24 protein-coding genes are annotated in these 21830 nt (G+C 52.7%); 1 reads left to right on the forward strand and 23 read right to left on the reverse strand.

The window, feature by feature from the left end:
* The 17 genes from topA to smc all read right to left on the reverse strand — a co-directional run bounded on the left by topA (window position 1) and on the right by smc (window position 17061).
* On the reverse strand, window positions 1–2097 hold the full coding sequence (gene topA, locus EVJ24_RS06045; RefSeq protein WP_131440279.1) for a type I DNA topoisomerase: 2097 nt from the start codon (window positions 2095–2097) through the stop codon (window positions 1–3).
* A 65-nt stretch (window positions 2098–2162) separates the two neighbouring features.
* Window positions 2163–2957 (reverse strand): DNA-processing protein DprA, encoded by a 795-nt coding sequence (dprA, locus tag EVJ24_RS06050; protein ID WP_236633395.1) that lies wholly within the window; start codon window positions 2955–2957, stop codon window positions 2163–2165.
* Window positions 2958–3011: 54 nt separating this feature from the next.
* On the reverse strand, window positions 3012–3929 hold the full coding sequence (sucD, locus tag EVJ24_RS06055) for a succinate--CoA ligase subunit alpha (protein WP_131440283.1): 918 nt from the start codon (window positions 3927–3929) through the stop codon (window positions 3012–3014).
* A gap of 12 nt (window positions 3930–3941) precedes the next feature.
* Window positions 3942–5102 (reverse strand): ADP-forming succinate--CoA ligase subunit beta, encoded by a 1161-nt coding sequence (gene sucC / locus EVJ24_RS06060; RefSeq protein WP_070327507.1) that lies wholly within the window; start codon window positions 5100–5102, stop codon window positions 3942–3944.
* 111 nt (window positions 5103–5213) lie between these two features.
* Window positions 5214–5480 carry an EscU/YscU/HrcU family type III secretion system export apparatus switch protein gene (locus EVJ24_RS06065; RefSeq protein WP_016508266.1) on the reverse strand — a complete coding sequence of 89 codons (267 nt, stop codon included), beginning with the start codon at window positions 5478–5480 and terminating at the stop codon, window positions 5214–5216.
* Window positions 5480–6325, reverse strand: coding sequence for a hypothetical protein (locus EVJ24_RS06070; RefSeq protein ID WP_071399590.1), 846 nt, complete (start codon window positions 6323–6325; stop codon window positions 5480–5482). The genes EVJ24_RS06065 and EVJ24_RS06070 overlap by 1 nt, the downstream gene beginning before the upstream one ends.
* 13 nt (window positions 6326–6338) lie before the next feature.
* Window positions 6339–7094, reverse strand: coding sequence for a ribonuclease HII (locus EVJ24_RS06075; RefSeq protein ID WP_330857584.1), 756 nt, complete (start codon window positions 7092–7094; stop codon window positions 6339–6341).
* A gap of 41 nt (window positions 7095–7135) precedes the next feature.
* A complete protein-coding gene (gene ylqF / locus EVJ24_RS06080) occupies window positions 7136–7996 on the reverse strand; it encodes a ribosome biogenesis GTPase YlqF (RefSeq protein WP_131440287.1) in 861 nt (286 codons plus the stop codon).
* Window positions 7997–8008: 12 nt separating this feature from the next.
* A complete protein-coding gene (gene lepB, locus EVJ24_RS06085) occupies window positions 8009–8551 on the reverse strand; it encodes a signal peptidase I (RefSeq protein WP_016508241.1) in 543 nt (180 codons plus the stop codon).
* Between the two features lie 80 nt (window positions 8552–8631).
* Window positions 8632–8985, reverse strand: a complete 354-nt coding sequence (gene rplS / locus EVJ24_RS06090; RefSeq protein ID WP_070327950.1) for a 50S ribosomal protein L19 — start codon at window positions 8983–8985, stop codon at window positions 8632–8634.
* A gap of 110 nt (window positions 8986–9095) precedes the next feature.
* Window positions 9096–9815, reverse strand: a complete 720-nt coding sequence (gene trmD, locus EVJ24_RS06095) for a tRNA (guanosine(37)-N1)-methyltransferase TrmD (protein ID WP_071399588.1) — start codon at window positions 9813–9815, stop codon at window positions 9096–9098.
* Window positions 9805–10323 (reverse strand): ribosome maturation factor RimM, encoded by a 519-nt coding sequence (gene rimM / locus EVJ24_RS06100; protein ID WP_070327511.1) that lies wholly within the window; start codon window positions 10321–10323, stop codon window positions 9805–9807. The genes trmD and rimM overlap by 11 nt, the downstream gene beginning before the upstream one ends.
* Window positions 10324–10376: 53 nt before the next feature.
* Complete coding sequence (gene rpsP / locus EVJ24_RS06105) at window positions 10377–10652, reverse strand: 30S ribosomal protein S16 (protein WP_021067098.1); 276 nt, start codon at window positions 10650–10652, stop codon at window positions 10377–10379.
* 81 nt (window positions 10653–10733) lie between these two features.
* A complete protein-coding gene (gene ffh / locus EVJ24_RS06110) occupies window positions 10734–12074 on the reverse strand; it encodes a signal recognition particle protein (RefSeq protein WP_071399586.1) in 1341 nt (446 codons plus the stop codon).
* 11 nt (window positions 12075–12085) lie between these two features.
* Complete coding sequence (locus EVJ24_RS06115) at window positions 12086–12409, reverse strand: putative DNA-binding protein (RefSeq protein WP_070327513.1); 324 nt, start codon at window positions 12407–12409, stop codon at window positions 12086–12088.
* A gap of 96 nt (window positions 12410–12505) precedes the next feature.
* A complete protein-coding gene (gene ftsY, locus EVJ24_RS06120) occupies window positions 12506–13507 on the reverse strand; it encodes a signal recognition particle-docking protein FtsY (RefSeq protein ID WP_131440289.1) in 1002 nt (333 codons plus the stop codon).
* Complete coding sequence (smc, locus tag EVJ24_RS06125) at window positions 13504–17061, reverse strand: chromosome segregation protein SMC (RefSeq protein ID WP_442899257.1); 3558 nt, start codon at window positions 17059–17061, stop codon at window positions 13504–13506. The genes ftsY and smc overlap by 4 nt, the downstream gene beginning before the upstream one ends.
* 115 nt (window positions 17062–17176) lie before the next feature.
* Here smc and EVJ24_RS06130 point away from each other — a divergent pair, with 115 nt between their 5' ends.
* Window positions 17177–17371: a DUF1128 family protein gene (locus EVJ24_RS06130; RefSeq protein ID WP_016509709.1), complete on the forward strand. Its 195-nt coding sequence runs from the start codon at window positions 17177–17179 to the stop codon at window positions 17369–17371.
* A 37-nt stretch (window positions 17372–17408) separates the two neighbouring features.
* On the opposite strand, the gene rnc is transcribed toward EVJ24_RS06130, so the two are convergent.
* The 6 genes from rnc to fapR form a co-directional block, all read right to left on the reverse strand.
* Window positions 17409–18125 (reverse strand): ribonuclease III, encoded by a 717-nt coding sequence (rnc, locus tag EVJ24_RS06135; protein WP_070327951.1) that lies wholly within the window; start codon window positions 18123–18125, stop codon window positions 17409–17411.
* Window positions 18126–18246: 121 nt separating this feature from the next.
* Complete coding sequence (gene acpP, locus EVJ24_RS06140) at window positions 18247–18486, reverse strand: acyl carrier protein (protein WP_016509693.1); 240 nt, start codon at window positions 18484–18486, stop codon at window positions 18247–18249.
* A 59-nt stretch (window positions 18487–18545) separates the two neighbouring features.
* On the reverse strand, window positions 18546–19286 hold the full coding sequence (fabG, locus tag EVJ24_RS06145) for a 3-oxoacyl-[acyl-carrier-protein] reductase (RefSeq protein ID WP_070327516.1): 741 nt from the start codon (window positions 19284–19286) through the stop codon (window positions 18546–18548).
* Window positions 19279–20196: an ACP S-malonyltransferase gene (gene fabD / locus EVJ24_RS06150; RefSeq protein WP_070327517.1), complete on the reverse strand. Its 918-nt coding sequence runs from the start codon at window positions 20194–20196 to the stop codon at window positions 19279–19281. The genes fabG and fabD overlap by 8 nt, the downstream gene beginning before the upstream one ends.
* A gap of 18 nt (window positions 20197–20214) precedes the next feature.
* Window positions 20215–21204 carry a phosphate acyltransferase PlsX gene (gene plsX, locus EVJ24_RS06155; RefSeq protein ID WP_070327518.1) on the reverse strand — a complete coding sequence of 330 codons (990 nt, stop codon included), beginning with the start codon at window positions 21202–21204 and terminating at the stop codon, window positions 20215–20217.
* Window positions 21201–21770 carry a transcription factor FapR gene (fapR, locus tag EVJ24_RS06160; RefSeq protein WP_016509712.1) on the reverse strand — a complete coding sequence of 190 codons (570 nt, stop codon included), beginning with the start codon at window positions 21768–21770 and terminating at the stop codon, window positions 21201–21203. Before fapR ends, plsX begins: the two co-directional genes overlap by 4 nt.
* Window positions 21771–21830: the final 60 nt, after the last annotated feature.

The following is a 21830-nucleotide window of genomic DNA, read 5'->3' on the forward strand; positions in this document are numbered from 1 at the left end:
TTAATCCTCCTCTAACTGATGTACCTCGGTATGGGTACAGTTCGTGCATTGATATTTGACGCCATCTTTAATCTTTTTCTCAACCATCAACTTACCGCATTCAGGACACGGTTTCGCGACCGGTTTGTCCCATGAGACGAACTCACAGTCTGGATAGTTCGAGCAACCATAGAACAGGCGACCTTTCTTACTGCGGCGCTCGACGACTTGTCCGTCTTTACAGTTCGGGCACGGGACGCCGATTTCGACTTGAACCGGCTTCGTATTCGTACAGTTCGGGAATCCAGAACAAGCCATGAACTTGCCGTACCGTCCCATCTTGATGACCATCGGCGAACCGCAGATCTCACAATCGATACCGGCTGGCTCGTCTTTCACTTCGATCTTCTCAATTTCTGATTCGGCCCGTTTCAAACGTTTTTCGAATGACCGGTAAATCGGGGCAACGACTTCCGTCCACTCGACCTCTTCATTGGCGATCGAATCAAGAAGCGTCTCCATGTCGGCTGTGAACTGTACCGTGATGAAGTCGTTAAAGTACTCATCGATCATCTCGATGACAAGTTCTCCGAGCTCGGTCGGAATGAATTTTTTCTCTTCAAGCACGACGTAACCGCGCTTTTGGATCGTGTCGAGTGTCGGCGCGTAAGTCGACGGACGACCGATGCCGAGCTCTTCCATCGCTCGGACGAGTCTCGCCTCACTGTAACGCGGTGGTGGCTGGGTGAAGTGTTGCTTCGGCTCGACCGTCTCGAATGCGACCAGGTCGTCGACTTCAAGCGGCGGAAGCAATCCTTCCCGCTCTAAGTTCGTGTCTTCGATATCGTCGTCTTTTGACTCGATATACACTTTCATGAAACCTGGGAATTTGACGGTCGATCCGTTGGCACGGAAAATCATGCCGTTCGATTCGACGTCGATTTTCACCGTATCAAGAATCGCTGGCGCCATTTGACTCGCGACCAACCGTTCCCAGATGAGTTTATACAATCGGAGTTGATCCCGTGACAAGTACGCCTTCATCGAAGCCGGGTCACGTAACGCCGACGTCGGCCGGATCGCCTCGTGGGCATCCTGTGCGTTCGCCGCTTTTTTCTCTTTCTGTTTTTGAGAGGCGACGTACTCTGCACCAAACGTCGATTCGATATACGATTTCGCTTCGTCTTTCGCCAAGTCAGAAATTCGTGTCGAGTCGGTACGCATATATGTGATCAACCCGACAGTCCCTTCCTTCTTACCAAGGTCGATTCCTTCGTAAAGCTGTTGGGCGAGCATCATCGTCTTCTTGGCGCGGAAGTTCAGTTTCCGGGCCGCATCTTGTTGGAGTGAACTTGTCGTGAACGGTAATGCTGCGTTACGCTTCCGCTCTTTCTTCGTGACATCGATGACTTTGAATGACTCATCGATCGTCTTGAGGACGGCGTCGGCATCCGCTTCCGTCTTCAACTCCATCTTTTTCCCGTCTTTTCCGTAGAACGAAGTCTCAAACGTCTCACCCTCATGGTTGAGCATCAGTTTAATCGTCCAGTACTCTTCCGGGTCAAAGGCGTTGATTTCACGTTCGCGGTCGATGATCATTTTGACAGCGACGGATTGAACACGACCGGCTGACAAACCTTTTTTGACTTTCTTCCATAACAACGGGCTCATCCCGTATCCGACAAGACGGTCGAGAATCCGTCGCGCCTGTTGGGCGTCGACGAGATCGTGATTGATCTTGCGCGGATGTTTAAATGATTCTTTAATCGCATCTTTTGTGATCTCGTTGAAGACGACACGACATTCTGTCGTTTCATCGACGCCGAGGGCACGGGCTAAGTGCCAGGCGATTGCTTCCCCTTCGCGATCCGGGTCAGCCGCGAGAAAAATTTTCGTCGCTTTTTTAGCGGCCGTCTTCAGTTCTTTTAACACTGGGCCTTTTCCACGGATCGTGATGTACTTCGGTTCAAAGTCATGTTCAACGTCGACACCGAGTTGACTCTTCGGTAAATCGATGACGTGACCCATGGACGCTTTGACCGTGTAGTTTGATCCTAAATAACGTTTAATTGTCTTTGCTTTCGCAGGTGATTCGACGATCACCAAATATTTTGCCATACATCTGCTCCCCTTTTGGAGGTCATTTAAATCCCTACCATAATATTCATGTTACCGACCGTTTGTCAACGTGCAATCATCGCACCATTCAAAATTTGGTCGGGATTCGTCAAAGGAATCGCTCCTTCTTCAATCAATTTATTCGGTCCTTCCGCTAACGGATCGAGCGGACTTCCCGGCACCGCAAACACCGTCTTACCTTGCTCGAGCGCATGACTCACCGTATTCATCGTCCCGCTCTTTCGTCTCGCTTGGACGACGACGAGCCGGTCGCCTAATCCACTGACAATTCGATTTCGTTCTAAAAATTGAAATTTTTTGACAGGTGTTTCCGGAGTATATTCACTGAGGAGCAATCCTTGTTTCGAGATCTGGTCGAACAGTTGGTGATGAACATGTGGATACATGTGCGAAAATCCGGAACCGAGGACCGCAATCGTCGGTCGGTTCCGCCTGACTGCCAACTCATGAACGAGTCCGTCAATACCGAGCGCACCGCCTGAAATCGATACAGTTTCTTCTATTAAAGGGTGTAAATATTCAACGAGCGGTCGACTGATCCGATTCAATTCACGACTCCCGACCAAAGCGGTCGTTTGTTCTTGTAGTACCTCTAAATCGCCCTGATAAAACAAACAGTACGGAGGGTTGGGGATATGTAATAGCATTCGTGGGAACAATTCGTCCTCCCACGTCAAAAAACGGTCATACGTGACCGTTGAACGGAACGCCCGATTCGCTTTTTTCCAAACGTTCGGATGGAACGAATTCCGTTCCGTTAAACCCGGATTTGATAAGTAATGATGGACGAACTCGACCGGCAAACGTTCTGCCGCAAAACGAGCTATTGTTTGATTCATCACAATCTCCTTTAAAAAAATGAGGGATGCGCGCACCCCTCATTCCGATTGGTCTTACGTCGTCGGTTGTCCCGTGACACAAGCATCATACAGACCTTCATTTTTAAGCACACGGATGAGTGTCTCACCGATGACAGCAGGTGTCTCGGCGACTTCGATCCCGTTTGCGTTTAACGTCTTGATTTTTTCAGCGGCCGTTCCTTTTCCGCCTGAGATGATCGCTCCAGCGTGGCCCATCCGTTTGCCTTCAGGAGCCGTCTGACCACCGATGAAACCGATGACCGGTTTCGTCATGTTCGCCTTGACCCATTCAGCGGCTTCTTCTTCAGCCATCCCACCGATCTCGCCGATCATGATGACCGCAAGCGTGTCTTCATCTTCGTTGAACGCTTGGAGCGTGTCGATGAAGTTCGTCCCGTTGACCGGGTCCCCACCGATCCCGACCGCAGTCGATTGGCCGATTCCGGCCGTCGTCAACTGATGGACCGCTTCATACGTGAGCGTCCCTGAACGTGAGACGATGCCGACATGGCCTTTCGTGTGGATGTAGCCTGGCATGATGCCAAGTTTCGCCTCGCCCGGTGTGATGATCCCTGGGCAGTTCGGTCCGATCAAACGGGCCGGTTTGTCTTCGAGATAGCGGCTCACTTGGATCATGTCGATGACAGGAATCCCTTCCGTGATGCAGATGATGAGTTCGATGCCGCTATCAGCCGCCTCCATGATCGAGTCGGCCGCGAAAGCTGGTGGCACGTAGATGATCGATGCGTTCGCACCTGTCGCCTCGACCGCGTCAGAGACAGTGTTAAACACAGGTACGTTGTCGAGTACGGTCGTACCACCTTTACCAGGTGTGACCCCGCCGACCAGTTTCGTGTTATACGCTAGCATCTGTTCGCCGTGGAACATACCTTGTTTCCCCGTGATCCCTTGAATGATCACTTTTGTATCTTGATTCACCCAAATACTCATGTCGTTTCCCCCTTATCGAACGAGTGCCGCGATTTTTTCTGCCCCATCATCCATCGAGGTCGCAGAAGTGATCGCAAGTCCAGATTCATCGAGAATGCGTCTTCCCGCATCCACGTTTGTTCCTTCTAAGCGGACGACGAGTGGCAAGTCGAGTCCGATTTCTTTTGTCGCCGCGACGATTCCTTCGGCGATGATGTCACACTTCATGATGCCACCGAAGATGTTGACGAAGATTCCTTTGACTTGGTCATCCGACAAAATCAATTTGAACGCTTCTGTGACTTTTTCTTTTGTCGCACCGCCGCCTACATCGAGGAAGTTAGCGGGTTCGGCGCCGTAGTGCTTGATGATATCCATCGTCGCCATGGCGAGGCCGGCACCGTTTACGAGACAGCCGATATTGCCGTCAAGGGCGATATAGCTAAGGTCGTGTTTCGACGCCTCGACTTCACGCGGATCTTCTTCCGTCGTGTCACGAAGATCGACGATGTCGGTATGACGATAAAGCGCGTTGCTGTCAAAGTTCAATTTCGCATCGAGCGCGACGACGTTACCGTCTTTCGTCGTGACGAGCGGGTTGATCTCCGCAATCGTGCAGTCCGTCTCGACGTACACTTTATAAAGCTTCATGACCATGTCGCTAAACTTGTTGACGAGTTTAGTCGGCACTTCCATCTTGAAAGCAAGACGGCGCGCCTGGAACGGACGGAGTCCGACGACCGGGTCGACGATTTCTTTATGAATCTTTTCAGGAGTATGTTCAGCGACTTCTTCGATGTCCATACCGCCTTCAGATGAACCCATGATGACAATTCGGCCGATCGAACGGTCAAGCACAAGTCCTAAGTAAAATTCTTGATCGATGGCAGAACCTTCTTCGATATAGAGGCGCTGCACGACTTTTCCTTCAGGTCCAGTCTGGTGCGTGACGAGCGTCTTACCGAGAATCTCTGTCGCGTACTGTTTTACTTCTTCATCCGTTCTGGCAAGTTTGACGCCACCAGCTTTCCCGCGGCCACCTGCGTGGATTTGTGCTTTGACTACTTTCAATTCACCGTCTAGCTTGGCGGCGGCGGCAACTGCTTCTTCTACCGTGAAAGCCGGATAGCCCGTAGGTACGGCCACTCCAAACGTTCTAAGCAATTCTTTCGCCTGATACTCATGGATATTCATTTAGTTTCCCCCTTAGTCCCCTTTGATATCGGCATATCTATTGTAACGAAAAACTGAAAGCGCTGTCTATCGTTCTTGCTTTAAGTTTTCATCTTTTTTTCACATCTACCCCTAGACATTTTCGATTTTACCTTGTTCCATCTGATAGAGAAACACAAAAAGTTCGGCGATCACTTGATACAAGTCGTCCGGAATATGCTCTTCGATCTGTAAAGCCGACAGGAGTGACAACAGCGCCGGGTCTTCATGGATCGGGATACCGTTCTCTTGTGCGAGAGCGAGCATTCGTTCGGCGACGAGGCCGCCGCCCTTCGCGACGACGCGCGGAGATTCCATCGATTGTTCGTAAGACAAGGCGATTGCTTTTTTACGGTCCATCATACATGAAAATCCACCTTTCCTAACGGGGCGAACGTCTCGGGGAGCGATTCTTGTCTCACTTCGAACGAGAATCGGGACAGTTCATAGCCGTTCGCTTTGAGCGCACTGCCGAGCAGCGGCTCGTACGCTTTGATGAACGGGGACAAGTCGTGTTGTTCGTTGAATACTTTCACGGTGACGTGCCGCTTTTGAACGAGCAGGTCGATGCCCGTCTCGCCGAAGCGAGGCGTTTCTAGAAATAAGACGATACGGGCATGGTCTGCGTCGATCATCTCGCTTTTCGGGGCCTCAAGCCGAAACCTGACTTGTTCGAACGGTCCTAATTGCGGTATGTGAAATGCTTGGACGACGAACGGCGGCGTCTGGACTGCGTTGAACGTCTCTTGGGCCCGCACGAACTGTTCAAACTTCGGGTCGCCTTTCGCCTTGAACAGTTCCCCGACGAGCTGTTTGACGTCACTTCCGGCCCCGCTCTCGAGCAGTTGCCGTCCCATCGCTTTGACGGATTCCGGTGTCTGGATGGCCTCTTTTGAGAAGCGGCCGAGTTGTTCTAAGAGTAACGTCACCGGTGTCTTCCCGGCCTGGGCTGGTTCCGCCGTAGGCGGCATCACTTTCAGGACGAGTTTCGGCTCGAGCTCGGTGACGACCATCTTGTACGTGACGTTCTCTTTAACGTCTGCGTTCACCCCGACCCGGAACAGTCCTTGCGGCAGTTGCATGACCGCTTCGTTCCCGGGCAAGAGCTGGAGTACCCTGCCGACGACCGTGTTGCCGACGAGCAGCTGACGCGACGTCTGTTCGGTGACTTTGAACGGCAGGACGCCTTGGTGATCGATCCGCATCGGGCTCCCCCTTTCATATCATATGTTTAATCGGTGCGAACGACTTGCGATGAATCGGTGTGATGCCGCGCTCGTTCAACGCGTTCAAATGAAGTTCCGTCCCGTATCCGGCGTTGCGTTCGAAACCGTATCCCGGATACGTCGCGGCGAACTCTTCCATCATCTTGTCGCGGACGACTTTGGCGACGACGCTCGCCGCCGCGATCGAGACGCTCAACTCGTCCCCTTTAATGAGCGACGTCTGCGGCAAATCGAGCTCGAGTGTCATCGCGTCAATCAAGAGCGCGTCGGCCCCGTCAAGCTGTCGGACCGCCTCGGTCATCGCGAGCTTCGTCGCTTCATAAATATTGATTTGATCGATCACTTCTGCGTCAATGATTCCGACCCCGACGAATGCCTCGTCGAGGATCGTTGCGTACGCTCGTTCCCGCGCCGCTTTCGTCATCTTCTTTGAATCGTTCAGTCCCGGGCTGTAAAAATCGTCCGGCAAGACGACGGCCGCCGCGACGACAGGACCCGCGAGCGGTCCCCGCCCGACCTCGTCGATGCCAGCGACCAACTTGAAGCCTTGCTGTTTCAGCTCGGCCTCATACTGCAGGCGGCGTGTATAGTCGTCCCGCTCGTCCCGCTCCGCGTCAAACCGTCTCTGACGTTGCTGCAGGAGCGCCTGGACGCCCGCGCGCGGGTCATCCTTCAGCTCGGCCCGGACATCGTCCCACTCTTCATATCGGACGGTTTTTAGCCGTTGTTTAATCTCTTGAATCGTCACGATCTGCCTCCTATCCAAAAAAGCCCTGTTTTCACAGGACTTCACGCCATATTATGATCTGCCGGCGTCTCAAGCGAGACACGTCCGATCTTCTCATGACGAAGCTCGTTCAATAATAGTTCGCTCGCTTTTTCGAAATCGACGTAGCCGCCGCTGAGAAGGCCACGTTTTTTCCCGATCAACTCGAGCAGTTCGACCGCGTCTTCCGGCAAGTCGTCGAGTTTAAACCGCTCTTTCAACTGTTCCGGGTAACGGGCGCGCAGTTCACGCGCTGCATACATCGCGATGTCATCAAGGTTTAAAATGTCGTCCTTGATCGCACCCGTAGCAGCTAAGCGATATCCGACCATCTGGTCCTCGAACTTCGGCCACAGAATACCAGGCGTGTCGAGCAGTTCCATCTCGCCGCCTTTCATCTTGATCCATTGTTGCCGTTTCGTCACACCAGGACGGTCGCCGGTGATGGCGATATTGCGCCCGGCGAGCCGGTTGATCAGTGTCGACTTCCCGACGTTCGGGATGCCGATGATGAGGGCACGGATCGGGCCAGGATTACGGCCTTTCTCACGCATGCGGTCGTGCTTGTCTTGCATGAGCTTCTCTGCGCCCGTCATGAGCTGCTTTAAGCCTTTGCTATGCTTCGCATCGACGGCGACGACTTCGATGTCGTCACGCTTCAGGGCGCGCATCCAGGCGTCAGTGACAGCTTGATCGGCCATGTCAGCCTTGTTCAACACGATCAGCCGCGGTTTACCCGCCGTGATCTCATCGACCATCGGATTTCGGCTCGATTGCGGAACACGTGCATCGACGAGTTCGATGACGACGTCAATCAGTTTTAACTTCTCTGTTACTTGTCTTCGCGCCTTGGCCATGTGGCCAGGGAACCATTGAATTGCCAAAAAAACACCACCCTATTCTTCTACCGTCCCGAAGTCACCCATCGGCCAGAACACAAAGTTCGTTTTGCCGACGACGCTTTCTTTCGAGACAAAGCCGATTTCACGGCTGTCTTTCGAGTTTTGTCGGTTATCTCCCATAACGAAGTATGAGCCTTCCGGTACGACCGCTTCACCTGTCACTTGTTCGAGCGTAAAGTTCTCGGTTAGAGGAAAGCCGTTCATTTGGGCTTGGAAATCCTCTAAATACGGTTCTTCGACTGCTTCTCCGTTCAAGTAGAGCGTATCGTCCCGATATTCAAGCGTATCGCCAGGAATAGCGATGACGCGTTTAATATAGTCCTTTGATTCAGTCGCATGAAAGACGATAATATCGCCCCGGTCGAGTTCACCGACGTAGTTAGAGATTTTGCTGACGATCATCCGATCGGCGTTTTGGAGCGTCGGCATCATCGATTCACCTTCGACGATGACAGGTACAAAGATGAACGTTCGGATCACGAACGCGATGACGAGCGCCACTACGATTGCTTTAAGCCAACTGAACACTTCTTTCAAATTGCCTCACTCCTCTGTCCGTTTGAACTTATTGTACTAGAAAAAAAGAAGCTTGTCGCAAGCGACAAGCTTTCCCCATCTTAACGACGGATTTCTTTAATACGTGCTGCTTTACCGCGAAGGTTGCGGAGGTAGTAAAGTTTCGCACGGCGGACTTTACCGTAACGAACGACTTCGATTTGCGCGACACGCGGTGAGTGAAGCGGGAATGCACGCTCAACACCTACGCCGTAAGAAATCTTACGGACTGTGAATGTTTCGCTGATGCCGCCACCTTTACGCTTGATAACTACGCCTTCGAAGATCTGGATACGCTCACGCGTTCCCTCTACGACTTTAACGTGGACACGTACTGTGTCACCAGGACGGAAAGCAGGTACGTCCGATTTGAATTGTTCTTCTGTGATTTCACGGAACAGTTTTTGTGCGTTCATGAATTGATCTCCTTTTTCTTCAATGTTCATATCTTCGTTTGCCTCGGCATCCAATAGCGGAACATCGGTAATCGGTGGGGCTAACCCACATGCTCAAACATAGCATAATTTTATGAATCGCGCAACGATTCGATGAAGTTTTTATCGGACGGTGACAGATCAATTTGATCTAACAGTTCCGGCCGACGCCTGAACGTTCGTTCGAGCGAACGCTCACGGCGCCACGACTCGATTTTGGCGTGATTGCCCGACAACAGGACGTCCGGGACTTTGAGGCCGCGGAAGTCAGCCGGTCTCGTATAATGCGGATATTCGAGCAGTCCGGTCGAGAACGAGTCATCCTCGTGGCTCGCTTGATCGCCGAGCACTTCCGGGATGAGGCGGACCGTCGCGTCGATCATGACCATCGCCGCGAGTTCACCACCGGTCATCACGAAGTCTCCGATCGACACTTCGTCTGTCGCGAGTTCGTCGTGGATCCGTTGGTCAAACCCTTCGTAATGGCCGCATAAAAAGATCAAGTGCTCTTCGTTTGCCCACTCTTCGGCGACGCGTTGATTGAACGGTCGCCCCGTCGGCGTCGTCACGATGACGCGCGGCTTCGACTTTGCGAGCGAATCGAACGCATCAAATAGCGGCTGCGGCGTGAGTAGCATCCCGGCCCCGCCTCCATACGGAGCATCATCGACTTTATGATGTTTGTTCGTCGAGAAGTCACGGAAGTTCGTGAACTGCACTTCGACTTGGCCGAGTGTCCGGGCACGCCCGACGATCGAATGATCAAGCGGGGCGAACATTTCCGGGAACAAGGTCAAGACATCAATTTTCATCGTCGATCATTCCAGGGATCGGCGTGATGATGACACGTTTCGCTTCGACGTCGATGTCTTTGACGACCGACTCGATGTACGGGATGAGCGCATCCGTCTTGCCGGGACGCTTGATGACCCAGACATCGTTCGCGCCATTGGTCTCAAAGATGTCCTCGACGACACCGATCACTTCTCCGTCGACGACGGCCTCGCATCCGATGATCTCGTGGTAGTAAAATTCATGCTCCGGAAGCTCGTGGACGTTTCCAGCATGGACATAGAGCGACATCCCTTTGTACTTCTCGACGAGATTGATGTTGTCTAGCCCTTTGAACGTGACGAGATGGAACTGTTTGTGCGGACGATACGTCGTCACTTCGAGCGGCATCTTCTTCCCGTCGACGTCAAGGTAGAGCGTCTCTCCAATTTTAAAGCGTTCTTCTGGAAAATCAGTCGCGGCGAGCAACTTCAATTCCCCTTTTAAACCGTGCGTGTTGGCGATTTTGCCTACGTTTAACCAATCCATCATAAAACCTCCTCAAAAAAATAGGCCGACCTCATAAAAGGTCGGCCACAGGGTTACTTCGCGTTTTTCGCGTTGTGGAATTTCTCCATGATCCCTGCTTTAGAGAACAAGTTGCGGACTGTGTCAGATGGCTTCGCGCCGTCTGCCAACCATTTGAGCGCGAGTTCTTCGTTGATGCGAACTTCTGCTTCTGGTTTTGCAACCGGGTTGTAGTGACCGAGTTGTTCGATGAAACGGCCATCACGTGGTGAACGTGAATCTGCTACAACGATCCGGTAAAAAGGTGATTTATTTGCGCCCATGCGCTTGAGACGAATTTTAACTGCCATGGTAATATACCTCCATTATGTGTTTAAGAATTGACAACTTTAATAGTATACTGCTTTTTTGCCTGACTGACAAAAGTTTTCTTAGAAGAATGGAAGGCCGAGACCTTTTTTCTTCCCTTTCATTTGTCCTGACATCTGCTTCATGAGCTTCTTCATGTCATCGAACTGTTTGATGAGACGGTTCACTTCCTGGATGGAACGACCGCTCCCTTTTGCGATCCGCTTGCGACGACTGGCGTTGAGCACTTCAGGATTCGTGCGCTCATGCTTCGTCATCGACCGGATGATTGCCTCGACATGATCGAGTTGCTTCTCGTCGATTTGGACGTTCTTCAACCCTTTCATCTTACCTGCACCAGGTAACATCGAGAGTAATTCATCAATCGGGCCCATGTTTTTCACTTGACCCAATTGCTCGATAAAATCATCGAACGTGAACGATGCATCACGAATTTTGCTTTCAAGCTCTTTCGCGGCATCTTGGTCCATTTGTGACTCCGCTTTTTCGATGAGCGTGAGCACGTCACCCATTCCAAGGATCCGTGACGCCATGCGCTCCGGATGGAAAGGTTCGAGGGCATCCAACTTTTCACCGAGACCGACGAACTTAATCGGCGCTCCCGTGACTGCCTTGATTGAAAGGGCTGCCCCACCACGTGTATCACCGTCGAGTTTTGTCAACACGACGCCGGTAATTCCGAGCAAATCATTAAAGCGATCGGCCACGTTGACCGCATCTTGACCCGTCATCGCATCGACGACGAGGAAGATTTCATTCGGTTTGGCGATCGTTTTCACATTTTCGAGTTCGCCCATGAGCGTCTCGTCGATATGAAGACGACCGGCCGTATCTATCAACACGAAATCGTGATGATTAACTTTGGCGTGCTCGAGAGCTTTTGTGACGATTTCTTCCGGCGTCACTTGATCGCCAAGTGAGAACACCGGTAAATCGAGTTGCTTGCCGAGAGTCTCGAGCTGTTTGATGGCCGCCGGCCGATAAATATCAGCAGCGACGAGAAGCGGACTCCGGTTATGCTTTTTGCGAATCAAGTTCGCGAGCTTTCCGGTCGTCGTCGTCTTACCAGCACCTTGTAATCCGACCATCATGACGACTGTCGGTGGTTTTGAACTAAAGGTGATCGGGACGACGTCACTCCCCATCAAGGTCGTTAATTCTTCATGAACGATCTTGACGACTTGTTGGCCCGGTGTCAACGATTTCATGACGTCTTGGCCGATTGACCGTTCTTTCACGTCGTTGACGAACTGTTTGACCACTTTGAAGTTAACGTCGGCCTCAAGGAGCGCGAGACGAACTTCTCTCATCATCTCTTTGACGTCTGCTTCGGAAATCTTACCTTTCCCCCGCATTTTCGCCAATGTCGATTGCAACCGTTCTGATAATCCTTCAAATGCCATGCTTCAGCCCCCTACTCTAAATTCTCAAGCGCCGAAACCGTCTCCGTCACGTCGGGCATTTGCTCGACTTGACGTCTGAGCGTCTGGAGAAGCAGTTGCCGTTGCTCGAATTTCTCGAACAGCTCCAGCTTTTCTTCATACTGCTCAAGCATTGCTTCGGTACGCTTTATGTTATCGTAGACCGCTTGACGGCTGACTTCAAACTCTTCCGCAATCTCTCCGAGCGAGTAGTCATCTAGGTAATAAAGAGACATGTAGTTGCGCTGTTTCGGCGTGAGAAGCGCTTGATAAAAATCGAATAAGTAGTTCATTCGATTCGTCTTTTCGAGCGACATACCTCTCACCTCCACATGTTAAGTGAAATCCCTTTACAACTAACAATAGTACAGCCGTCCTAACGTCTTGTCAAGTTTTTTTCTTAACAGTGAAAGTTAGGCGAGGTCATCGTTTGTCTGGTCTTTTTCTTCAAATACGTCACCGAATAGTCCGAGGACGAACTGCTCTGGGTCGAACACCTGTAAATCATCAATTTTTTCACCGAGACCGACGTATTTGACCGGGATATCGAGCTCGTTTCTGATTGCGAGGACGATGCCACCTTTGGCCGTTCCGTCTAACTTCGTGAGCACGATCCCGCTCACGTTCGTCGCTTCCTGAAACGCCTTCGCTTGAAGCATCGCGTTCTGCCCCGTCGTCGCGTCTAACGCGAGCAAGACTTCGTGCGGACCGTTTGGCACTTCGCGTTCGATGACCCGTTTCACTTTCTCGAGCTCTTTCATCAAGTTGACCTTGTTTTGGAGTCGTCCTGCCGTATCGCAAATCAAGACGTCGACACCGCGTGACTTCGCGGCTTGGACAGCATCAAACACGACCGCGGCCGGATCTGACCCTTCCGCTTGGCGAATGACGGGGACACCGGCACGTTCACCCCATACTTGCAGCTGGTCGATCGCGCCGGCCCGGAACGTATCGCCCGCCGCAAGCATGACCGAACGACCTTCTGCTTTCAACTGATGGGCGAGTTTTCCGATTGTCGTCGTCTTGCCGACACCGTTCACACCGACGAACAAGATGACGGTCAACCCGTCCTGCATGTTCAACTCGCGGTCTGACTCGTCTTCTTGTAGACGTTTCGCCACGACTTCGACGAGGGCGTCGCGGACGGCGACCGGGTCTTTCAAATTGCGACGCTTCACTTCTTCTTTTAAATCTTCGACGAGGTCCATCGTCGTCGTGACGCCGACGTCCGCCTGGATGAGCAAATCTTCAAGTTCATCGAAGAAGTCCTCATCGACTTCACGGAACCGATAGACGAGATCGTTGACGGCGCTCGCGAACCCGTCACGTGTTTTCGTCAACCCGTCTGTAAACTTTTGCGACACCTCTTGGGTCGAGGTCGTCAATTTATCTTTTAATTTTTTAAAAAAACTCAAGTCAATTCCTCCATCTCTTCATCTGTCTCGACGACACGTTTCGCTTCTGATAATTCGACCGAAAGTACCTCCGAGACACCGTTTTGTTGCATTGTCACGCCATAGAGCGTGTCGGCCGCCTCCATCGTCCCTTTACGGTGGGTGATGATGACGAACTGTGTATCGATCGACAACGTGCGGACGTATTCACCGAACCGGTGGACGTTCGCCTCGTCGAGCGCTGCTTCGACCTCGTCGAGCACGCAGAACGGGACAGGGCGCGTCTTTAAAATCGCAAATAAGAGCGCGATCGCGGTCAGTGCCCGTTCGCCACCAGACAACAGACTTAACGTCTGTAACTTTTTGCCGGGCGGTTTGGCGACGATGTCGATCCCTGTGTTTAATAAATCGGTCGCATCGACGAGTTTAAGGTCGGCCTCGCCGCCTCCGAACAGTTCTTTGAACGTCTGTTTGAAATGCGTGCGGACGGTCGCATACGTCTCGTTGAACAACCGTGTCACTTCTCGGTCCATTTCAGAGATGACGTCGTACAGGTCCTGTTTCGCATTGACGAGATCGTCTCGCTGTTCAGACAAGAACGTGAACCGTTCATTGACGAGTTCAAACTCTTCGATCGCACTCAAGTTGACAGGTCCGATCTCCTCGATTTGACGGACGAGCAACTTGAACTCTTCTTTCGCCTCGTCGAGCGGGATCGATAATACCGGGAGAAGGTCATAGACGAGTCCACGTTCTTCGAGGGCGTCTAGTTTCCACTGCTGTTTCAACTCGAGTTCATTCGCCTCAGTTTCAAGCTTACGGACGTCGGCCTCGAATTGGCGGCGAACGTCCGTCGCCTGCTGTTCACGCTGTCTGAGGATACGGTGTGTCTCTTCCTCTTTTTTCAGCGTTTGCGACTGCGCTTCAATTCGCCCTTTCAACACTTTCATCTGCTCCGTCGCCCTGTCATGCTCGATTCGAAGTTCCGCGGATGAGACGATCCGTCCGCTTTCGAGCCGCTCTAGTTCGTGTTTGATTTGATCGAGTCGGGTCGTCTGTTTGTCGACTTCGGCAACGAGCCGTTCGACTTCCGTATTCACCCGATCCAGGTCAAGCGTATGACGTTGCAGGTCGAGCTCGTTTAGACGGATTGCCTCTTGCAATTGCCCCGTCGTCTCCGCGCCTTTCGCCTGCTCCGCACGCAACTGCTCGAGCTCTGTCCGCAGCGACGTCTGCAACACTTCCGTCGCCTCGAGTTCACTTGCGAGGCGCGTCAATTCTGCCGAAGATGTTTCAATCGTATGCGTATAGCGATTCATCTCGTGATCGAACAGTTCGAGTTGTGCTTTCGCGTCCTGGGTCGTCCGCTCTAATTCCCGGAACGAGGTCTCTAACGCCCGGAGCGTCTCTTCCTCTTGCCGTTTCCGTGTTCTGAGCGTGTGGAGCGACTGTTTGAGACGACTCGTCTCCGCTTCATACTCCGTCACGCGAAGCTGCTGTTCGTGCAGCATGGCCAACCCTTGCGTCAATCCTTGTTTCAAATCATCGAGCTCTCTTGACTGGGTGAACAGGGCGACGCCTTGTTTCCGGCTCCCCCCTGTCATCGAACCACCGACGTTGACGATATCGCCGTCGAGCGTGACGATCCGGTAGCGATAGCCCGTCGTCTGAGCGATCCGGTTCGCGACCTCGAGCGTCTTGGCCACGATGACGGCCCCGAGCAAGGACCGTTTCAATTTGTCAAACAAAGGTTCCGTCGTCACGAGATCTGATGCGATGCCGACGAAGCCATCCATCGCCTCGAGACGATGGGCGACCTCGCTCGGGATAAAGCGCTCTTTCACCGTCGTCATCGGGACGAACGTAGCCCGCCCGGCATTAGCCCGGCGTAACTTGTCGATCTCACGGCGGCCGACCGCTTCATCTTCAACGACGACGTGTTGTTGCGTTTGACCGAGTGCCGTCTCGATGGCGGCCTCATATGATGGGAGCACTTGAATCAGCTCTGCAACCGCTCCGAGCACACCGCTCGCACGGTCTTTCAATACGAATTTGACGGCATGGAAATACCCTTCATATGATTGCTTCATCCGCTCTAACATGTCGATCCGGTCTTCGGTCTTTTGACGGCGCCGGTCGAGGTCATGATACGATTGTTCGGCTCGCGACAACTTTTCTCGGAGCGCGACTTCCTTAGCGACCAATGCCTCTTCTTCGGCCAGCAGTTCCTGCCAAGCCGTACGTACCGCTTCAAGACGATCTCGGTTTGCATCGAGCGAGGCGGTCTGTTCGGTTCGAACATCAAGCCGGTCCTTGTTCTCACGCAGGAGACGCGCTTTCGCTTCCTCTGCCTGTTCGATGTCACGTCGTTCCCGTTTCTGTTGGTTGCTGAGCGTGGCTCGTCTCGTTGCCAGTTCGAACGCCTCACTTTGAAGCTGTTCGATCTCCGCGTTGAAATCGCGAGTCGCCGCCGTAAGCTTCCGTGCGAGCTCGTCCCGTGTCGTCTCAACGGTCTGCAACGCTTCTGACTTCAAGGCTTTGTCCGTTTGAGCGACCGACAATCGCGACTGCAATTGCTCTGTCTCTTCGACCAACTCCGCGCGTTGGCGCTCGAGTCGTTCTTTCGTCTCTGCCCCATGCTCTTCTCGCGCTTTGGCGAGTTTAATATCTCCCGAGAGCCGTTCGAGCTCAGTCGCTTGAAGACGCTCATCCTGATGGAGCGTCTCGAGGACGGCACGATGCTCGGTCAATGTTTCCTCGAGCGCGGCCCGTTCGGTGACGAGCGCGTTCAGCGCCGCTTCTTGGTTGCGTAACTGTTCTTCTGCTGCCGTCTGTTGTGTTGTGGCGAAAGTGATTTTCGCCTTGAGCTCGGTGATCTCGGCACCGAGAATCCCGGTCTCGAGGTCGTCATGCCGCGCCTTGGCGACTTGGAACTCTCGAGCGAGTGCCGCTTGTTCACGAAGCGGTTCGACCCGATCGGCAAGTTCATATAAGATATCGTCGACGCGCGACAAGTTCAGCTCTGTGTCTTGCAACTTTCGTTCCGCTTGTTTTTTGCGTTGGCGGTACTTCAGCACGCCGGCCGCTTCTTCAATGACGGCGCGGCGATCTTCCGGTTTACCCGAGATGACTTGTTCGACCCGTCCTTGCCCGATGATCGCAAACGCATCACGGGACAAACCCGTATCCATGAACAAGTCGATGACGTCTTTCAGGCGGCACGGCTTTTTATTCATGAAATAGTCGCTGTCGCCACTGCGCGTCACGCGTCTCGTCACGCTCACTTCTTCATACGGCAGGCGCAAGTGCGCATCGCTATTATCTAAAACGAGCGTCACTTCGGCGACGTTGCGGTGGTTCTCGCCTTCGCTACCGGCAAAGATGACATCTTCCATTTTCGCCCCACGGAGCGATTTGGCCGACTGTTCGCCGAGTACCCAGCGAACAGCGTCCGATATATTTGATTTCCCGCTCCCGTTCGGTCCAACCACGGCTGTCACACCGGGACGGAAATCTAGTTCAATCCGCTTGGCAAACGATTTAAAGCCAGCGAGTTCGATTCGTTTTAAGTGCATCGTGACCATCCTATCCTAAGTAAGCATTCATTCGTTTATTTTACCACAGTTGCTAGTTCGTCAAAATGCTAGAATCATGCTATTCTAAAAAGAACTGTAGAAAGGAGTACTACACATGACGAATGAACAAATGATCGAGGAAATCCTCGATAAAATGAACATCATCAACCGCGGTGCGATCAAGGCGGAAGAATATAACAAAGCCGATGCATCGGCCGTGAAAGAGATTTACGACTACGTGATGAACCGGTCATCACTCTCGATCTCTGAAGTCGACGGTCTCGTCGAAGAACTTGGCCAATTGACGTAACCAAAAGGAGTGGACCCGCGCGGGTCCACTCCTTTTTTTATAGGCCGGCGTATCGCCGATTGAATTCGATCAACGCTTCTTTAGCCGCGATCTGCTCGGCTTCTTTCTTCGAACGACCGATCCCTTCGCCGACGATATCGTCACTGAGACGAGCGTGGGAGACGAATTCACGGCTGTGGGCCGGACCGCGTTCTTCGATGATCGTATACGTGACCGGGCCGAGCCCTTCGCGCTGTACACTCTCTTGAAGTTGACTCTTATAATCGGTCTGCTCTTCAAACACACCGGCTAAGACTTTCGGAAAAACCGCTTCGGCGAGGAACTGTTCTACTGGTTCGATCCCTTGGTCAAGGTAGAGGGCGGCGATGTATGATTCGAACACATCGGCGAGTAACGCGGGACGTTTCCGTCCGCCCGTCAGCTCTTCCCCTTTTCCAAGCAAGATAAAATCAGAGAAAGCGTAGGCTTCGGCAAAGTTCACGAGCGACGGCTCACAAACGATGGCCGCCCGTAACTTCGTTAATTCCCCCTCGGAGCGCTCCGGATACGTCTCATATAAAAACCGGGACACTGTCAACTCGAGCACCGCGTCTCCTAAAAACTCTAACCGTTCATTGTCTTTTTTCAAACCGCGTTGTTCATTGACATATGATGAATGGGTGAACGCCTGCATTAACAGTTCTTGGTTCGTAAATTTCACACCAAGTCGTTCCTCGAGTGACGTGAACTTCTCAACGATGCGTGCTCGCTCCACTTCATTTCGTCGGCGTCTTTGCGCCGACCCTTGACGGTCGAACCGTCGCTTATCCTTTGTCATAAGTCCCTCCGTGTATAAGCACAAGCCCACCGCTCATTATGAGCGGTGGGAGGCTTGATTACAATTTTGTTTCGATGTAAGACACGACGTCGCCCACAGTTGCAAGCTTCTCGGCATCTTCGTCTTCGATTGTGATATCGAACTTGTCTTCAAGGTCCATGACCATTTCCATCACTTCGAGCGAGTCCGCACCGAGGTCGTCTTTAAATGATTTTTCGGCTGTGATTTCAGAAACGTCTTTCCCGAGTTTCTCTGCTACTGCTGCTTGTACGTCTACTAAGATTTGTTCTTTTGTCATGATAAAATCCCTCCAAAGTAAATTATATTAAATGTACTACAATTGGTAAAGTTCTGTTTTTACGCCATCGTCATGCCGCCGTCGACGGCGATCGTCTGCCCGGTCACGTAAGCGGCCTCGCTTGACGCGAGAAACGAGACGATGCTCGCCACGTCTTCGACTTGGCCGAAGCGATTGAACGGAATTTGTCCGAGCGTCGCTTCGCGCTGCGCGTCTGTCAACGCACCGGTCATGTCGGTCTCGATAAAGCCTGGACAGACCGCGTTCACCGTCACGTGACGGGCCGCGAGCTCGCGCGCCACCGATTTCGTGAGTCCGATGAGTCCAGCTTTCGCTGCCGCATAGTTCGCTTGTCCGGCGTTCCCCGTGATTCCGACGACCGAGGCGATGTTGATGATACGACCTGATTTCGACTTGAGGAGCGGACGCGTCGCCGCTTGCGACGTCAAGAACGCGCCTTTCAAGTTCGTCGCGAGCACATCGTCAAAGTCGGTCTCTTTCATGCGCATGAGCAGACCGTCTCGTGTGATCCCGGCGTTGTTGACGAGGCAATCCAAACGGCCGAACGTATCGACTGCCGTCTTGACGAGTGCTTTCACATCGTCAGCGTTCGAGACGTCCGCTTTGACGGCGATCGCCTCGCTGCCCGCCGCTTCAATGGCTGCAACGACTGCTTTTGCTTGCTCGACACTACCCGAGTAATTGACGACGACTCGAAAGCCGTCTTCCCCTAAACGCTTCGCGATGGCGGCCCCGATACCCCGGGACGCACCCGTCACGATTGCTACTTGGTCATGCACGCACTTCTCCCCCTAACGCTGCAACCTCTTCTAACGTCGTCACTTGTTTAAGTGTCACGTTTTTATCGATTCGTTTGATGAGCCCGGACAACGGTGACGTCGAACCGAACTCGATAAACGTATCGACCCCCTCAGCAATCGCTTTCCGAACACAGTCCTCAAACCGGACCGAGGCGTACAGTTGCTCGGTGAGAAGCGCTTTTAGTTTCTCGGCGTCAGTATGGACCGCCGCGTCGACGTTCGAAATGATCCCAATCGTCGCATCTTTGAACGGTGACGATGCGAGCACATCTTTAAACCGTGTCGCAGCAGGCATCATATATGAACTATGAAACGCCCCTGACACGTCTAGCGGCAACACGCGTTTCGCCCCAGCCTGTTTTAAGTCTGTCTCTGCTTGTTTGACCGCGTCGACGTGACCCGAAATGACGAACTGGCCCGGACAGTTGTAATTGGCGATTTGTACAAGGTTTCCGCTGGCACTAATCTTCTCGGTCAAGTGGAACGCTTCTGCGACATCGGTCATGCCGATGACCGCTGCCATCGTTCCGTCCTTCACCTCGGACATGAGCTTGCCGCGCTCACGTACGAGCACACACGCTTCTTCGAGATCGATGACGCCCGCGACGACGAGTGCCGCATACTCACCGACACTATGGCCAATCACGACGTCCGGTTTGGCACCGGTCTTCCCGTGTGCGAGCGCGAGTAGCGCCGCGTGCGCCACGATGGCAGGTTGTGCGACTTCCGTTTGTTGAAGCTCTTCTTTTGATCCGGCCGCCATGACGTCGAGCAAATCAAATCCGAGTCGACGATCGATCGCTTGCATCTGTTCAGGATCGTCTAAGAACGTTTGACCCATACCGACTGTTTGTGACCCTTGGCCGGGAAATATCCACGCTTCTCTCATGTACTCACCTTCTTTACGTTAGTCTGTTGCTTTCGCTTGTTTGATCTTCGCGACGACATCATGGTCAACCATGATTTTCGCCTGTTTGAGCGCACTCATGATGGCTAGTGCGTCACTCGACCCGTGCGCTTTGATGACCGGGGCGTTGATTCCGAACAAGCCCGCACCACCTTGCTCACGATAATCTAATGTTTGTTTCAAGTTTTTCAGTTTCGGTTTTAAGACGAGAGCGGCAAGCTTCGAGACAATATCGCTCGTGAACTGTTCTTTCAACATTTTCATGAGCATTGACGAAGCACCCTCCACACCTTTCAACAAAATGTTTCCGGCAAATCCTTCTGTCACGATGACATCGACGTCACCTGACATCGCCTCGCGGGCCTCGACGTTTCCGACGAAGTGGACCGGAGCCTGTTCGAGGAGGGGGAACGCTTCTTTCGTCAGCGCGTTTCCTTTCCCAGCCTCCGTCCCAATGTTTAGGAGCGCGACACGTGGGCGCTTGATGCCGCGGACGTGCTCGGCGTATAGCGAACCCATGATCGCGTAATCAACCAAATGTTCTGCCTTAGCGTCCGGATTGGCCCCGACATCTAAGACGACGACACCGCTACCCGTATATGTAGGGAACGTTGGCGACAGTGCCGGACGTTCGATTCCAGGAATCCGACCGATGACAAAAAGCGAAACCGCCATGAGCGCCCCGGTGTTCCCGGCCGATACGAGTCCATCTGCTTTCCCGTCTTTGACGAGCTGAGCCGCTACGACGAGCGAGCTGTCTTTTTTCCGGCGAACCGCCCGGACCGGTTCATCTTCGCCTGTGATGACTTCGCTCGCAGGAACGATTGTAATCCGCGGGTCGGTCAACCCGTAGGATGCAAGCTTCACTCCATCACCGACTAGAAACAGTTCCATCTGCTCGTCCGGAAAACTTTCAGCAAATTGTTTTACGCCGTCCACGATTGCTTTTGGGGCATGATCCCCACCCATTGCATCAATTGCTAACTTCATACTTGTTCCTCCTCACCGCGACGATAAATCGTGAAGTCTCCGCTAAAGACACACTCTTCGCCGACATAACTATCCACTGAGACGTCCGTCCGTCCGTCTCGACGCAGTTTGACAACACGAGCCTTGGCAACGACTCGCTCTCCGAGATGAACTTGGCGACTAAACCGGATTTCCGCTTTAGTGGTCAACGCCAGTTCGTCGTCGATGAGCGCCACCGCTAACGAGTTGGCCTGAGCGAACAAGACGTGTCCACGGGCGATCTCATTGCGGCTAAAGACGTGTTCTCTTTCCATGTCGAGAACCGAGATGGCCGATTCGTCGAGTTTCAAGTCAATCATATCACCGATGACCTCGCTCATTGCGAGCGACTTCACTTCATCGAGGTGCTCTGAAGCAACATGCTTGATCCGTTCCCGGACTTCAGGAATTTTAAGCTCCATCCGATCGAGACGGATTGTTTGAATGCTGACGGCGAACTGCTTCGACAGTTCATCGTCTTTAATGAACGGGTTATGTTCAATCGTTTCTTGCAGTAAGCGTTGCCGCTCCTTCTTAGGTACCCGCATTCAGTTCCCTCCTAAACTCTTCCCTAAAGAACTTAATACCTGGTACTAATAGCAGTATAT

Origin of the sequence: Exiguobacterium sp. SH1S21, assembly GCF_004337175.1 — a bacterium.
Classification (GTDB): Bacteria; Bacillota; Bacilli; order Exiguobacteriales; family Exiguobacteriaceae; genus Exiguobacterium; species Exiguobacterium aurantiacum_A.